General features: G+C 67.8%; 15 protein-coding genes and 4 tRNA genes. 1 reads left to right on the top strand and 18 read right to left on the bottom strand.

Going from position 1 to position 12367, the window contains the following annotated elements; translation table 11 throughout:
* Nucleotides 1–349 precede the first annotated feature (349 nt).
* The 17 genes from rplL to frr form a co-directional block, all read right to left on the bottom strand.
* Nucleotides 350–727, bottom strand: a complete 378-nt coding sequence (gene rplL / locus G398_RS0107330; RefSeq protein WP_026853115.1) for a 50S ribosomal protein L7/L12 — start codon at nt 725–727, stop codon at nt 350–352.
* A gap of 53 nt (nt 728–780) precedes the next feature.
* The gene (gene rplJ / locus G398_RS0107325) at nt 781–1269 is read right to left on the bottom strand and encodes a 50S ribosomal protein L10 (RefSeq protein ID WP_026853114.1); all 489 of its coding nucleotides are present in this window, start codon (nt 1267–1269) and stop codon (nt 781–783) included.
* A 10-nt stretch (nt 1270–1279) separates the two neighbouring features.
* The gene (gene rplA, locus G398_RS0107320; RefSeq protein ID WP_026853113.1) at nt 1280–1972 is read right to left on the bottom strand and encodes a 50S ribosomal protein L1; all 693 of its coding nucleotides are present in this window, start codon (nt 1970–1972) and stop codon (nt 1280–1282) included.
* Between the two features lie 188 nt (nt 1973–2160).
* Nucleotides 2161–2592 carry a 50S ribosomal protein L11 gene (gene rplK, locus G398_RS0107315; RefSeq protein ID WP_026853112.1) on the bottom strand — a complete coding sequence of 144 codons (432 nt, stop codon included), beginning with the start codon at nt 2590–2592 and terminating at the stop codon, nt 2161–2163.
* Between the two features lie 165 nt (nt 2593–2757).
* Complete coding sequence (gene nusG / locus G398_RS0107310) at nt 2758–3396, bottom strand: transcription termination/antitermination protein NusG (RefSeq protein WP_084512182.1); 639 nt, start codon at nt 3394–3396, stop codon at nt 2758–2760.
* 13 nt (nt 3397–3409) lie between these two features.
* Nucleotides 3410–3604: a preprotein translocase subunit SecE gene (gene secE, locus G398_RS21040; protein ID WP_043484171.1), complete on the bottom strand. Its 195-nt coding sequence runs from the start codon at nt 3602–3604 to the stop codon at nt 3410–3412.
* 69 nt (nt 3605–3673) lie between these two features.
* Nucleotides 3674–3749 (bottom strand) — tRNA-Trp (locus tag G398_RS0107300).
* Between the two features lie 53 nt (nt 3750–3802).
* The gene (rpmG, locus tag G398_RS0107295; RefSeq protein ID WP_026853109.1) at nt 3803–3952 is read right to left on the bottom strand and encodes a 50S ribosomal protein L33; all 150 of its coding nucleotides are present in this window, start codon (nt 3950–3952) and stop codon (nt 3803–3805) included.
* Between the two features lie 33 nt (nt 3953–3985).
* Nucleotides 3986–5179: an elongation factor Tu gene (tuf, locus tag G398_RS0107290; protein WP_026853108.1), complete on the bottom strand. Its 1194-nt coding sequence runs from the start codon at nt 5177–5179 to the stop codon at nt 3986–3988.
* 54 nt (nt 5180–5233) lie between these two features.
* Nucleotides 5234–5308, bottom strand: a tRNA-Thr gene (locus G398_RS0107285).
* Nucleotides 5309–5375: 67 nt separating this feature from the next.
* Nucleotides 5376–5451 (bottom strand) — tRNA-Gly (locus G398_RS0107280).
* A 51-nt stretch (nt 5452–5502) separates the two neighbouring features.
* Nucleotides 5503–5589: transfer RNA gene (locus tag G398_RS0107275), tRNA-Tyr, on the bottom strand.
* Between the two features lie 175 nt (nt 5590–5764).
* The gene (gene rlmB / locus G398_RS0107270) at nt 5765–6493 is read right to left on the bottom strand and encodes a 23S rRNA (guanosine(2251)-2'-O)-methyltransferase RlmB (RefSeq protein WP_026853107.1); all 729 of its coding nucleotides are present in this window, start codon (nt 6491–6493) and stop codon (nt 5765–5767) included.
* Nucleotides 6494–6516: 23 nt separating this feature from the next.
* Nucleotides 6517–7887: an OmpP1/FadL family transporter gene (locus G398_RS0107265; RefSeq protein WP_026853106.1), complete on the bottom strand. Its 1371-nt coding sequence runs from the start codon at nt 7885–7887 to the stop codon at nt 6517–6519.
* A gap of 330 nt (nt 7888–8217) precedes the next feature.
* Nucleotides 8218–8505, bottom strand: a complete 288-nt coding sequence (locus tag G398_RS0107260) for a hypothetical protein (protein ID WP_026853105.1) — start codon at nt 8503–8505, stop codon at nt 8218–8220.
* 9 nt (nt 8506–8514) lie between these two features.
* The gene (locus G398_RS0107255) at nt 8515–9288 is read right to left on the bottom strand and encodes a sulfite exporter TauE/SafE family protein (RefSeq protein ID WP_026853104.1); all 774 of its coding nucleotides are present in this window, start codon (nt 9286–9288) and stop codon (nt 8515–8517) included.
* 120 nt (nt 9289–9408) lie between these two features.
* On the bottom strand, nt 9409–9981 hold the full coding sequence (gene frr / locus G398_RS0107250) for a ribosome recycling factor (protein ID WP_026853103.1): 573 nt from the start codon (nt 9979–9981) through the stop codon (nt 9409–9411).
* Between the two features lie 91 nt (nt 9982–10072).
* Between frr and G398_RS20710 the strand changes: the two genes are divergently transcribed.
* Nucleotides 10073–10963, top strand: a complete 891-nt coding sequence (locus G398_RS20710; protein WP_026853102.1) for an alpha/beta hydrolase — start codon at nt 10073–10075, stop codon at nt 10961–10963.
* A 42-nt stretch (nt 10964–11005) separates the two neighbouring features.
* Here the strand turns inward: G398_RS20710 and aceA are convergent, their stop codons facing one another.
* Nucleotides 11006–12280: an isocitrate lyase gene (gene aceA, locus G398_RS0107240; protein ID WP_026853101.1), complete on the bottom strand. Its 1275-nt coding sequence runs from the start codon at nt 12278–12280 to the stop codon at nt 11006–11008.
* Between the last annotated feature and the right edge of the window lie 87 nt (nt 12281–12367).

Genomic DNA, 12367 nt, shown 5'->3' with positions numbered 1-12367 from the left:
GCGGAACCTTCTATGGACGGCACGCGGCGGGTTGGTGCGAGGCTGCGGGCCTTGGGCAAAGACGGCGAGGCCCCCGGAGCCGCAGCCCCGGGGAAGGGATCAGGAATGGACGGCGCGGATCCCGCGGGCGCGCAAACCGATGGCCACCCCCCCAACCATGGGTGAGGGGAGCGGCCCAGCAAGGTGATTGGCGCTGCGGCGGAAGGCGTTTCGCAACCAGGGGCCTTTGAAGGTGGCGGGACCGCCCGAGGGGCCGGGCGGAAGGAATAATCGTACCATGTCCAGACAAAACCGCAAAGCGCAAGGTGCGGAACGCACCCTACGCTTTGCGTTAGTGCTGAAAACGGACTTACTTGATCTCGACCTTGGCGCCAGCGGCTTCGAGCTTTTCCTTGATCTTGGCGGCCTCGTCCTTGGCGACGCCTTCCTTGACGGGCTTGGGGGCGCCGTCCACGAGGTCCTTGGCCTCCTTCAGGCCCAGGCCGGCGACGATCTCGCGCACGGCCTTGATGACGTTCAGCTTGTTGGCGCCGGCGTCAGCCAGGATCACGTTGAACTCGGTCTGCTCCTCGGCAGCGGCGGCCGGGGCGGCGCCGCCGGCGGCGGGAGCGGCCATGGCGGCGGCGGAGACGCCGAAGCGCTCCTCAAGGGCCTTGACCAGGTTGGCCAGGTCAAGGACGGTCATGGTTTCGATCTCAGCGATGAGCTGGTCGGCGGTGAGAGCCATGATGGCCTCCTACATGCGATGAATGGTTTCGGATTCGGGGTTGAGGTTGCGTCCTACTCGCCGGCCTTCTGCTTGCGGATGCCCTCGAGGGCGACCGCCAGGCCGGAGATCGGGTAGGTCATGAGGTAGAGCAGCTTGGCGATCAGCACGTCGCGGCTGGGCAGCTCGGCGAGAACCTGGAGCTGCTTGGCATCGATCTGCTTGCCATCCATGATGCCGGCCTTGAAGGTGGCGGCGGGATTGTCCTTCAGGAAGCCGTTGACGGCCTTGGCCAGGGCGACGACGTCGTCCTTGGTGGTGGCCACGGCGCTGGCGCCCTTGAAGTGGCCGCCCAGGGGCGCGAAGGTGGTGTCCTTCACGGCCAGGCGGAGCAGGGTGTTCTTGCCGACGCGGTACTGGGCCTTGCTCTCGCGGATGCTCTTGCGGAAGGCGGTGTCCTTCTCGACCACGAGGCCCTTGAATTCGATCACGACCGCCGAGGTGGCGGACGCGAAGGTTTCCTTGAGCTCGGCGACTTCGGCGATCTTCTGGTTCTTTTCCATGGTCGGCCTCCTACTTCTCAACGCTGGTGGTGTTGAGGGTGACCGAGGGGCCCATGGTGGAGGCGATGTACATCGTCTTCACGTACTTGCCCTTCGCCGTGGCGGGCTTGGCCTTGTGGACGGCATCGATGAGCGCCTTGGCGTTCTCTTCCAGCTTCTCAACGCCGAAGGACAGCTTGCCCACGGGGGCGTGGATGATGCCGGTCTTGTCGACGCGGTACTCCACCTTGCCGGCCTTGATCTCCTTGATGGCCTTGGCCACGTCGAAGGTCACCGTGCCGGTCTTGGGGTTGGGCATGAGGCCGCGGGGGCCCAGCACCTTACCCAGCCGGCCGACGCCCTTCATCATGTCGGGGGTCGCGACGAGGGCATCGAAGTCGAGGAATCCGCCGGCGATCTTCTCCACCAGCTCGTCCCCGCCCACGATCTCGGCGCCCGCCGCTTCCGCTTCCTTGATCTTCTCGCCACCCGCGATCACCGCCACGCGCATCGTCTTGCCCGTTCCGTGGGGCAGGACGATGGTGCCGCGGACCATCTGGTCCGCATGGCGGGGATCCACTCCGAGCCGCATGTGCACTTCCACCGTCTCGTCGAACTTGGCGTAGGCCGAGTCCTTCACGACAGTGAGCGCATCCTTCAGCTCGTAGGGGCGATCTTCGATCTTGGCCGCGGCAGCCCGGTACTTCTTTCCAGGTTTTGCCATATTGGCTCCGTTCGAACAATCTCCCGCGATGACGGTCGCGGTGGCCGGGTGCCTCACACGATGCGAGGCGCCAGAAAGATTCACCACGGAGGCACGGAGAACACCGAGGAAACACTGAGAAAATCAGAGAGAGCTTTTTCTCTCCGTGTTCATTTCTCCGTGCCCTCCGTGTCTCCGTGGTGGATTTGTCAGTCGACGACTTCGACGCCCATGGAGCGGGCGGAACCGGCGATGGAACGGACGGCGGCCTCGAGGCTGCCGGCGGTGAGGTCGGGCATCTTCACCTTGGCGATCTCAGCGAGCTGCGCCTTGGTGATCTTGCCGACCTTCTGCTTGTTGGGCGTGGGGCTGCCCTTGTCCAGGCCGATCTTCTTCTTGATCAGCACGGCGGCGGGCGGGGTCTTGAGGATGAAGCTGAAGCTGCGGTCGGCGTAGACGGTGATGACAACGGGGAGGGTGGTGCCCTTCTCGACCGCGCCCACGGACTTCGCGTTGAACTGCTTCACGAACTCCATGATGTTGACGCCGTGCTGGCCCAGCGCGGGACCGACGGGAGGGGCCGGCGTGGCCTCACCCGCAGGCAGCTGCAGCTTGATGTAGCCGGTGATCTTCTTTGCCATGTCATTGCTCCCGCGGTGGATTCCGGCATTCGCCGGCAACGACCGCCTTGGTGGGTGGGGATCCCTCGGATCACCCAGCCGGGTTGAAAACGTCCCGGTCCAGACGGACCGGGACGGAACAGTTTATCCGAAAGGACTCGGAAAGTCCTCAGGAAATGGGGAATCCTACCTCTTCTCGACCTGGATGAAGTCCAGCTCCACCGGCGTGGACCGCCCGAAGACCGTGACCATGACCTTGATGGTGGAGCGCTCCTCGTGGACCTCCTCCACGTCGCCCTCGAAGTTGGCGAAGGGGCCGTCGATGATGCGGACCTTCTCGCCCTTCTCGAAGTGATACTTGGGCTTGGGCTTCTCCTGGGTCTCCTCGGTGTGGTGCATGATCTGGCGGACTTCCTCGTCCGTCAGGGGCGTGGGCCGCTTCTTGTTGGCGCCCACGAAGCTCGTCACCTTGGGCGTGTTGCGCACCAGGTGCCAGTCGGCGTCCGCCATCTCCACGGAGCCGCCGGGCTTGCGCTCCACCTGGATCTGCACGAGCAGGTAGCCGGGGAAGGACTTGCGCTTCTTGACGACGCGCTCCTTCTTGCCGGACTTGGCGTCGACCTTCATCTCCTCGTAGGTCTCCTCGGGGATCTGGATGTCCCCGAAGTTCTCCTCGCGCTCCTCCATCTTGATGCGCTGGCGGAGATGCTCCATCACCTTGGCCTCGTAGCCGGAGTAGGTGTGGATGATGAACCATTTGAGCTCGCGGCCCTGGGGCTGGGCGGGAGCCACCGTGTCCTGGGGGTTGCTCATGAGATCGGTCATGGGTGCCTCCGGCTCAGCGCGTCTTCAGGAAGAAGTACGCGAAGCCCTTGGAGAAGACCCAGTCCACGGACCACAGGAAGACGCCGACGAACACCGAGACGAACACCACCGTCCAGGTGGAGGTCAGCACTTTCTCCTTGCTGGGCCAGTCCACCCGATCGAGTTCTGCGAAGAGATCCCTGGCCTGCTGCTTGATGGCGCCGATCACGATGGACCCCGTGGAAAGGATTCGGTGAGAAAAACCTGGCCCCGAGCGGATCCGCCGGGGCCGGGAAGGTGGCAGGGGAGACAGGGTTCGAACCCGCGACCTGCGGATTTGGAGTCCGCTGCTCTACCAGCTGAGCTACTCCCCTGTGGGACCGCCCGGCGACTGGTGACGCCGGGCGGGAACCCTCGGGACCGGAGCCTACTTGGCCTCGCGGTGGACCCGGTAACCGCCACAGAAACGGCAGAACTTGTTGAATTCAAGCTTGCCCGTGGTGGTCTTCTTGTTCTTGGTGGTGCTGTAGTTCTTACGCTTGCAGTCCTGGCACTGCAGGTGAACGATGTCGCGCATGGTGACCTCCTAGATCGGAGGGCGGGTCCGGCCTTAGGCCAGGATCTCGCCCACGTTGCCGGCGCCCACCGTGCGACCACCCTCGCGGATGGCGAACTTCAGGCCCTTGTCCATGGCGATGGGCTGGATCAGCTCGACCGTCAGGGTGACGTTGTCGCCGGGCATCACCATTTCGCGGCCGGCCTCGAGCTCGATGGAGCCGGTCACGTCGGTGGTGCGGAAGTAGAACTGGGGGCGGTACTTGTTGAAGAAGGGGGTGTGGCGGCCGCCCTCTTCCTTGGTCAGCACGTACACCTGGGCGTTGAACTTGGTGTGGGGGGTGATGCTGCCGGGCTTGGCGAGCACCTGGCCGCGCTCCACGTCCTTGCGCTCCACGCCGCGGAGCAGGATGCCGGCGTTGTCACCAGCCTGGCCCTGGTCCAGGGACTTGCGGAACATCTCGACGCCGGTCACGACCTTCTTGACGGTGTCCTTGATGCCGACGATCTCGATCTCCTCGCCGACCTTCACGACGCCCTGCTCGATGCGGCCGGTCACCACGGTGCCGCGGCCGGTGATGGTGAACACGTCCTCGACGGGCATGATGAAGGGCTTGTCGATGGCGCGGACCGGATCGGGGATGTAGGAATCCACGGCATCCATGAGCTCGAGGATGCACTTGCAGTCGGCGTGGGCCGGGTCATCGGCGTGGTCCAGGGCCAGGCGGGCGGAACCCTTGATGATGGGGGTCTCGTCGCCGGGGAACTGGTAGGAGGACAGCAGGTCGCGGATCTCCATCTCCACCAGCTCGGCGAGCTCGGGGTCGGCGATGTCGATCTTGTTCATGAAGACCACGATGTAGGGCACGCCCACCTGGCGGGCCAGGAGGATGTGCTCGCGGGTCTGGGGCATGGGGCCGTCGGTGGCGGCCACCACGAGGATGGCGCCGTCCATCTGGGCCGCGCCGGTGATCATGTTCTTCACGTAGTCGGCGTGGCCGGGGCAGTCGACGTGCGCGTAGTGGCGCTTCTCGGTCTGGTACTCGACGTGGGCGGTGTTGATCGTGATCCCGCGGGCCTTCTCTTCGGGCGCGGAGTCGATCTGGTCGTAGGACTTGGTCTCGCCGCCGAACTTCTTCGCGAGGATGAAGGTGATGGCCGCGGTCAGCGTCGTCTTGCCGTGGTCCACGTGGCCGATGGTGCCGATGTTGACGTGGGGCTTGGAGCGGTCGAATTTCTCTTTGGCCACGGATACCTCCTGATGGGGTGGGAGAGAAGAATGGGGGTTGGACAGTACGAAAGGTGGAGCCCACAACCGGGCTTGAACCGGTGACCTCTTCCTTACCAAGGAAGTGCTCTACCGCTGAGCTATGTGGGCTTTGAACCTTCCCGCCGGAGCGGGGGGCCTTGCCGTCCGGCCGGGCGGAACCGGCGGACGGGGAGGGTGGAGCGGGAAACGGGGTTCGAACCCGCGACATTCAGCTTGGAAGGCTGACGCTCTACCAACTGAGCTATTCCCGCGGTGGAAACCCGAGATCGGGTTCCAGTGTCCCGGGATGGTGCCCGGAGGACTGGTGCCGAGAGAAGGATTCGAACCTCCGTAACGCGATGCGTGGCAGATTTACAGTCTGCTGCCATTAACCACTCGGCCATCTCGGCATGCTTGTCCGTCGCCCCTCCCGGGGCTTGTCAATGCTTCCGGGACGGCCCGGGAAGCCTCCCCTCGGAACCCCTGCCGGGGCTCCGTGTCAGGGTCGCTGCGAGGCAGGGCTTTCCTGACAGGGAACTCGAAAGATATCACGCGCCCATGGGGGCCTCAAGGGAAAACTTCGGGTCATGCGCGCTCCCTGCGCGCCAGCACGCGGAAGAGCGTGACGGCCGCCGCGGCGGAGACGTTGAGGCTCTCGATGCCGCCGGGCATGGGGATGTGCAGCAGGCCGTCGCAGCGCTCGCGGATCTTGAGGTGCAGGCCCTCGCCCTCGGCGCCCATCACGAGCACCGTGGCGCGGTCGAAGGGTTCGTCCAGGTAGTCGCGGCTGCCCTCGCCGGCGGCCAGCCCGTAGATCCAGGCCCCGGCCTCCTTCAGATCATCCAGGGCGCGGCCCAGGTTCACCACGCGGCACACGGGCACGCGGCCCGCGGTACCCGCGCTGGCGCGGACGACCGTCTCGTTGACGGCCGCGGAGCGGCGCTCGGGGAGGATCACGCCGTCCACCGCCGCGGCAGCGGCGGAGCGCAGGATGGCGCCCAGGTTGTGGGGATCGGTGACGCCGTCCAGGGCCAGCACCAGCGCGGCGTCGCCGCGGTTCCGGACGCGGGCCGCCACATCCTCGAAGGCGGCGTAGGCGAAGGGTCCGCCCTCGCCCAGCACGCCCTGGTGGCGGCCGCCCTGGGCCCGGCGATCCAGGCTCTCCATGGGCTCGCGGTGGATGACCACGCCGGCGCTCCGGGCCTCGGCGATGAACGCGCCCAGGCGCCCGAAGGCCGCGGGGGCGATCCAGACGCTGTGGAGCTCGCCGCGAGCCAGGGCCTCCTCGCAGGCGTGGGGACCGAGGTAGCGCATCTAGAACCGGCTCCGGCGCACGGCTAGAACGTCTTCTTGTAGCCGATGGCCAGCAGGTGCCCCATGCCCTCAACGCGGACGCGGGTACCCGTGCCGCGGAAGCCCGAGGCGCTCCAGACACCGTCCAGGCGGCGGGTATCCAGGTCTTCGCTCTGGCGGAACTGGTAGCCGATGCTCAGCTCCCCGCCCCAGGTCCGGTAGCCGGCGCCAACGGAGAAGGCCGCGGTCCGCGAGCCTCCCAGCAGGGGCTCGATCTGGGCCTCCTCCACGCCGCGCTGGTCGAGGGCGAGGCCGCCCCGGAGGGTCCAGAACTTGCCGAGCTCGACCTCCACCGAGGCGCTGACGTCGAAGTGGCCCTTGCCCCGGGGCAGCTCCGCCGGTGCCGTCACCGGGCCGGAGGGCGTATCCACCAGGGCGAAGGCCGGCACCCGCAGGCCCGCCGAGGTCCAGCGGAGATCGGCTTCCCAGGTCACCATGGGATGGACCCGGTGCCGCATGCCCACCACCGTCTGTGAGGGCAGCTCCAGCGTCCGGGAGCCCGCGGCCACCGGATTCGAGGCCCCAAGCAGCGCGGTGGCCCGCGGCGCCGTGCCCAGGGGAGCCGTGCTGAGGCCGTCGTTGGCGTAGAGCCCCAGGCTCGTGCCGCGGTAGCCGGCGCTCAGGTCGAGGTCGCCCTTGAGGCCGGACTGGTGCGAGGCGCCCAGGGTCCACCGGGGATTGATGGCCCAGCGGAAGCCCAGCGAGTAGCTCGGCACCACCTTGTTCCCGCTCTGGGACACGCCCTGCTCCACGAGGCCCTGCACGGGGTTGGTCCCGGACACGGGCTGGGAGGGATCGAGGGGCACGCCGAAGCGCATCACGCTGCCGGACTCGAAGCCCAGCCGCGCCACGCCCAGGCCCAGGCCGACGGACATGTTGGGGCTGAGCGCCCAGGCTGCCTGACCTTCCAGCCGATGGGTGGACAGGTCGAGGCGGTCGCCCATGTAGCGCGTGGGGGCATTGTCCGGGAGCTGCGCGTGGCGGAGGTAGGGCTCGTCCAGCTTCAGCCCGAGGGTGAGCGTGGGCGACAGGCGCAGGGCCAGGCCGAAGGCCCCGATGGCCCGGTTGCGGTCGGAGGAGTACTGGGTCCGCTGGTTGGACTCCAGGCTCACCTGGCTGGAGCCCAGCTCCATGCCCGCGGCCACGTAGAAGCCGCCCTTCTCCTTCAGGGAGGCCAGCAGGGCCGGATTGGTGGAGGCGGCTTCCAGGCTGTAGCCGTAGGCCACCTGGGCCCCGCTGCGGGCGATGCCCACGGGATCCGCGGCCGGAAGGGCCAGGCTCTGGGCCGCCGCCGGGAGGGCGGCCGCGCCCGCCATGAGCCCCGCCCTGATCACGCCAGTCACTCCCTGCGCCATATCGACCCGCCTCCGAAGACACGCTTCTTGAATGGCCCGAACCCGGAAAGGGTTCAAGCCCAAGGCTCCAGGATCGCCAAAAGGGCCCGATTCACCAAGCTCATTCCACGCTAAAGGAGCCACCACGGAGCCACAGAATCCACGGAGATGGCACAGAGAGCTCCGGGCTCCTCCGCACATGGGCCGGCCGGAGGCCGCTTCCGGCCAGGCCGGAAGCCACGGGAGGGCGCCCGGCACGGATGCCACAGAAGGATCCGCCCCGGGCGCCCTCCCGTGGGCCCATGCTCCGTGTCTCCGTGGTGGATCGTTTCGGACGAGGAGGAATCCGGCTCAGTGTTCCGACTCGCCCATGAAGCGCACCAGCAGCCGGTCCACCAGCTCCCAGACCTCCAGCAGGGCCGCCAGGCACATCACCAGGCCGAGGCCCAGGGCCAGGGCCCGGCCCCAGGGGCCCATGAGGGCGCGGCAGAGGTCCGGCCAGTGCCAGAAGGCCGAAGGCAGCTTCAGGCGGCCGTAGAAGGCCAGGGTGGAGAGCAGCATCCCGCCCCAGAGCAGGTAGAAGAACCGCAGGGTCCGGACGAGGACGTCCCATGCGAAAGGACGGGGGCGGGAAGGCATCGGCCTAATCTACCCGCGGAACACCTGCCAGCCCAAGCGCAGAATCAGGGCCCCCACCACGCCGATGAAGACCCCCCGCACCCAGCGGCTCCCCTTGTTCAAGGCCACGTGCGCTCCCAGGTAGCCCCCCACCCCATTGGCCGCCGCCATGCCCAGGGCCACGGAGGGGAGCCAGCTGCCATGCGAGACGAAGAGCCCCATGGAGGTGATGTTCGAGGCCCAGTTCACGGCTTTGGCCAGGGCTGAGGAGCGCAGGAAGTCGAAGCCCAGCACGGCCACAAAGAGGAAGATCAGCAGCGAGCCCGTGCCCGGGCCGAAGAACCCGTCGTAGAAGCCCAGGGCCAGGGCGATGAGGGCCGCCAGGCCCCGCTGGTGGTGGAGCCCGAACCGCGGCGCGTGCCGGTGACCCAGGTCGGGCTTGAGGAGGGTGAAGGCCAGCATGGCCACCAGCAGGCCCAGCATGACGGGCTTCAGGAAATCCGCATGCACACGGTAGGTGAGCCACACCCCGCCCGAGGCGCCCAGGGCCGAGGCTGCCACCGGCCCCACCATCTCCCGCCAGGCCAAGGCCCCCGAGCGCACGAACTTGCCCGCCGCCAGGGTGGTGCCCGTGACCGCCACCACCTTGTTCGTGCCCAGCAGCGTGGGCAGGGGGGTCCCCGCCGGCAGGCCGAGCATGAGGGCCGGCACCGTGATCAGACCGCCTCCCCCCACCACCGCGTCGATGAAGCCCGCCAGCAGGGAGGCGAGCATGAGGAGGGCGAGGGTGGGAAAGCTGGGCATGGGTCTGCTGTCCATATCAAATGCCCTTGCCAGACCGTGTCCCACTCAGGCGTTATTCTGACCCTCGCCGGGTCCCGGCTTCGCGCGCTGCACTGCAGCGCGCTCCGCCACCCGGCGGAGTCAGACTTTCAGGATCTCCGCTTCCTTGTGCTTCAGGGCCTCGTCGATCTCCTTGGCGTGGAGGTCCGTGAGCTTCTGGATGTCGTCCAGGGTCTTCTTGGCGGCGTCCTCGGAGATGTGGCCTTCCTTGGCCTTCTCGAGCTTCTTCACAGCCTCGTTGGCGTCGCGGCGGATGTTGCGCACGCCGGTCTTGATCTCCTCGCCCAGGCGGTGGAGCACCTTCACCAGCTCCTTGCGGCGTTCCTCCGTGAGCATGGGGATGGGCAGCCGGATCACCTGGCCGTCGTTGGACGGGTTGATGCCCAGGTCGGACTTGAGGATGGCCGTCTCCACGGCCTTGATGGCGCTCTTGTCGAAGGGGGTCACCACCAGCATCCCGGATTCGGGGACGGACACGCTGCCCATCTGGTTCAGGGGCACCATGGATCCGTAGTACTCCACATGGACGTTGTCCAGCAGGCTGGCGTTGGCCCGGCCCGTCCGGATGGTGGCCATCTCCTTCTTCAGCGCCTCCACGGACGCATGCATGCGGCGCTTGGTTTCCTGGAGGATCGCATCGGGGGTCTGGGACATGGGCACCTCGAAAGAGCGGAAGCCTTCTTTTATACCTCAGAGACGCAGGAACTTGGCGTGCTAGAGTGGGGCACTTCCACTGCGAGGTCCCATGCGCACATCCCGCTTGCAGGCTCCTCTCGCGGCCCTGGTCCTGGCCGCCCCCCTGGCCGCCCCGTTGGCCGCCGCCCCCACGGACATGGCCCTCACCAGCGCCGACGGCTTCGCCCTCAAGGGCACGCTGACCCTGCCCGCCGCCAAGCCGAAGGCCAAGGTGCCGGTGGTGATCCTCGCCCACCAGTTCCACTCGGACCGCTCGGGCTGGGCGCCCCTCACCGACAAGCTCCTGGCGCGGGGCATCGGCGTGCTGGCCCTGGACCTCCGGGGCCACGGCGAGAGCGTCATGAAGGACGGGGCCGAGATCCGGGTCTCCGACGACTTCGCCGCCTCGGCCAAGGCCGCCGGTTTCGACAAGATCCCCGCGGACCTGGCCCAGGCCGCCGCCTGGCTCCGCAAGCAGCCCGGCGTGGACGGCCGCCGCATCGGCCTGGCCGGCTCCAGCGTGGGCGCCTTCGCGGTGCTCCTGGCCTCGCCGGAGGTGAAGCCCCTGGCCGTCCTCAGCCTCAGCCCCGCCGGCACCGCCGCCTTCGGGGACAGCGCCCGGGACCGGCTCAAGGGCGCCGTGCTCCGCAGCCGCCCCTCCGTGCTGGTGCTGGCCTCCATGGACGACAAGGACGCCGCCGAGAACGCCCAGGCCCTGAAGGACCTGCCGGGCGTGGCCGTGGACCTGAAGGAGGGCAAGGACCACGGATTCGCCTACTTCAAGGACTGCTCGGACCTCATGGCCGTCTACTTCGGCGAGTACCTCACCTACCACCACACCGGGAAGAAGTACGCGGCGGTCTCCGCCCCGTCCCGGGCCGAGGCCCCTGCTCCCGCCTCGCCCGAGGGCATGACCGGCGGTCCGGCCCCGGCCGAAAAGAAAGCGGACGCCCCGAAGTAGGGCGCCCGCTCCAGTCTCCGGCCTTCTGTCTCCAGCCTTCCCTCAGTGGAACTGCTGGGCCTCGGTGGACTCCACCAGGGCCAGGGTCGAAGCCAGCCCGCCGCTGATGGCCTGGGCCACCTCGTCGAAGTAGCCGGTGCCCACCTCGCGCTGGTGCTTGGTGGCCGTGTAGCCCCGGGCCTCGGCGGCGAACTCCGCTTCCTGCAGCCGCGCGTAGGCGGTCATGTGCTCGGTGCGGTAGGCGCTGGCCAGCTCGAACATCCCGTGGTTGAGGCTGTGGAAACCCGCCAGGGTGATGAACTGGAACTTGTAGCCCAGGGCGTTCAGCTCGCGCTGGAAGGTGGCGATCTCCTCGTCCGAGAGCTTCTTCTTCCAGTTGAAGGAGGGCGAGCAGTTGTAGGCCAGCAGCTTGCCCGGGAACTCGGCGTGGACGCCCTCGGCGAACGCGCGGGCCTCCTTCAGGTCCGGGGTGGACGTCTCACACCAGATGAGGTCCGCGTAGGGCGCGTAGGCCTTGGCGCGGGCGATGGCCATCTGCACGCCGCCGGTGATGCGGTGGAAGCCCTCGGGCGTGCGCTCGCCCGTGAGGAAGGGCCGGTCGCGCTCGTCGATGTCCGAGGTGATGAGGCGGGCCGAGTCGGCGTCCGTGCGGGCGATGATGAGGGTGGGCACGTCCATGACGTCCGCCGCCAGGCGGGCCGCCACGAGGGTGCGGATGAAGTGGCCCGTGGGGATGAGGACCTTGCCGCCCAGGTGGCCGCACTTCTTCTCGCTGGAGAGCTGGTCCTCGAAGTGGACGCCGGAGGCGCCGGCCTCGATCATGCCCTTCATGAGCTCGTAGGCGTTGAGGGGGCCGCCGAAGCCGGCCTCGGCATCCGCCACGATGGGCAGGAACCAGTCGCGGCTCACGCCGCCCTCGCCGTGCTCGACCTGGTCCGCCCGCTGGAGGGCCCCGTTGAGGCGCTTGACCAGGGCGGGGACCGAGTTGGCCGGGTAGAGGCTCTGGTCCGGGTAGGTCTGGCCCGAGAGGTTGGCGTCCGCCGCCACCTGCCAGCCGGAGCAGTAGATGGCCTTGAGGCCCGCCTTGGCCATCTGGACCGCCTGGCCGCCGCTGAGGGCGCCCAGGGCCCGGGTGGGCTCCTCGTTCTGGAGCAGCCTCCAGAGCTTGCGGGCCCCCAGCTTGGCCAGGGTGTGCTCGATGCGGAGGCTGCCGCGGAGCTTCTTGACGGTCTCGGGGCCGTAGGGCCGCGTGATGCCCTCCCAGCGGTGGGCCTGGAGGTCGTCCTCGATGGGCGGGATGGGGAACTTGGGGGTCATGGGACACCTCGGGAAGGGTGGGGGTTGGTGGTTGGGGCTGGCGTGATGTCAAAGATTGACCTATTCTGTTTCAAGTCAACCAACGGC

The organism is Geothrix fermentans DSM 14018 (genome assembly GCF_000428885.1).
In the GTDB taxonomy this organism is placed as follows: domain Bacteria; phylum Acidobacteriota; class Holophagae; order Holophagales; family Holophagaceae; genus Geothrix; species Geothrix fermentans.
Note: the sequence above shows the minus strand (reverse complement) of the source record. Positions and strands in the feature narration are given on the sequence as shown.

What these genes read in the sequence shown, in the direction of transcription:
- rplL (WP_026853115.1), bottom strand. Translation starts at nt 727, where the DNA reads ATGGCTCTCACCGCCGACCAGCTCATCGCTGAGATCGAAACCATGACC.
- rplJ (WP_026853114.1), bottom strand. Translation starts at nt 1,269, where the DNA reads ATGGAAAAGAACCAGAAGATCGCCGAAGTCGCCGAGCTCAAGGAAACC.
- rplA (WP_026853113.1), bottom strand. Translation starts at nt 1,972, where the DNA reads ATGGCAAAACCTGGAAAGAAGTACCGGGCTGCCGCGGCCAAGATCGAA.
- rplK (WP_026853112.1), bottom strand. Translation starts at nt 2,592, where the DNA reads ATGGCAAAGAAGATCACCGGCTACATCAAGCTGCAGCTGCCTGCGGGT.
- nusG (WP_084512182.1), bottom strand. Translation starts at nt 3,396, where the DNA reads ATGACCGATCTCATGAGCAACCCCCAGGACACGGTGGCTCCCGCCCAG.
- rpmG (WP_026853109.1), bottom strand. Translation starts at nt 3,952, where the DNA reads ATGCGCGACATCGTTCACCTGCAGTGCCAGGACTGCAAGCGTAAGAAC.
- rlmB (WP_026853107.1), bottom strand. Translation starts at nt 6,493, where the DNA reads ATGCGCTACCTCGGTCCCCACGCCTGCGAGGAGGCCCTGGCTCGCGGC.
- G398_RS0107265 (WP_026853106.1), bottom strand. Translation starts at nt 7,887, where the DNA reads ATGGCGCAGGGAGTGACTGGCGTGATCAGGGCGGGGCTCATGGCGGGC.
- G398_RS0107260 (WP_026853105.1), bottom strand. Translation starts at nt 8,505, where the DNA reads ATGCCTTCCCGCCCCCGTCCTTTCGCATGGGACGTCCTCGTCCGGACC.
- G398_RS0107255 (WP_026853104.1), bottom strand. Translation starts at nt 9,288, where the DNA reads ATGCCCAGCTTTCCCACCCTCGCCCTCCTCATGCTCGCCTCCCTGCTG.
- frr (WP_026853103.1), bottom strand. Translation starts at nt 9,981, where the DNA reads ATGTCCCAGACCCCCGATGCGATCCTCCAGGAAACCAAGCGCCGCATG.
- G398_RS20710 (WP_026853102.1), top strand. Translation starts at nt 10,073, where the DNA reads ATGCGCACATCCCGCTTGCAGGCTCCTCTCGCGGCCCTGGTCCTGGCC.
- aceA (WP_026853101.1), bottom strand. Translation starts at nt 12,280, where the DNA reads ATGACCCCCAAGTTCCCCATCCCGCCCATCGAGGACGACCTCCAGGCC.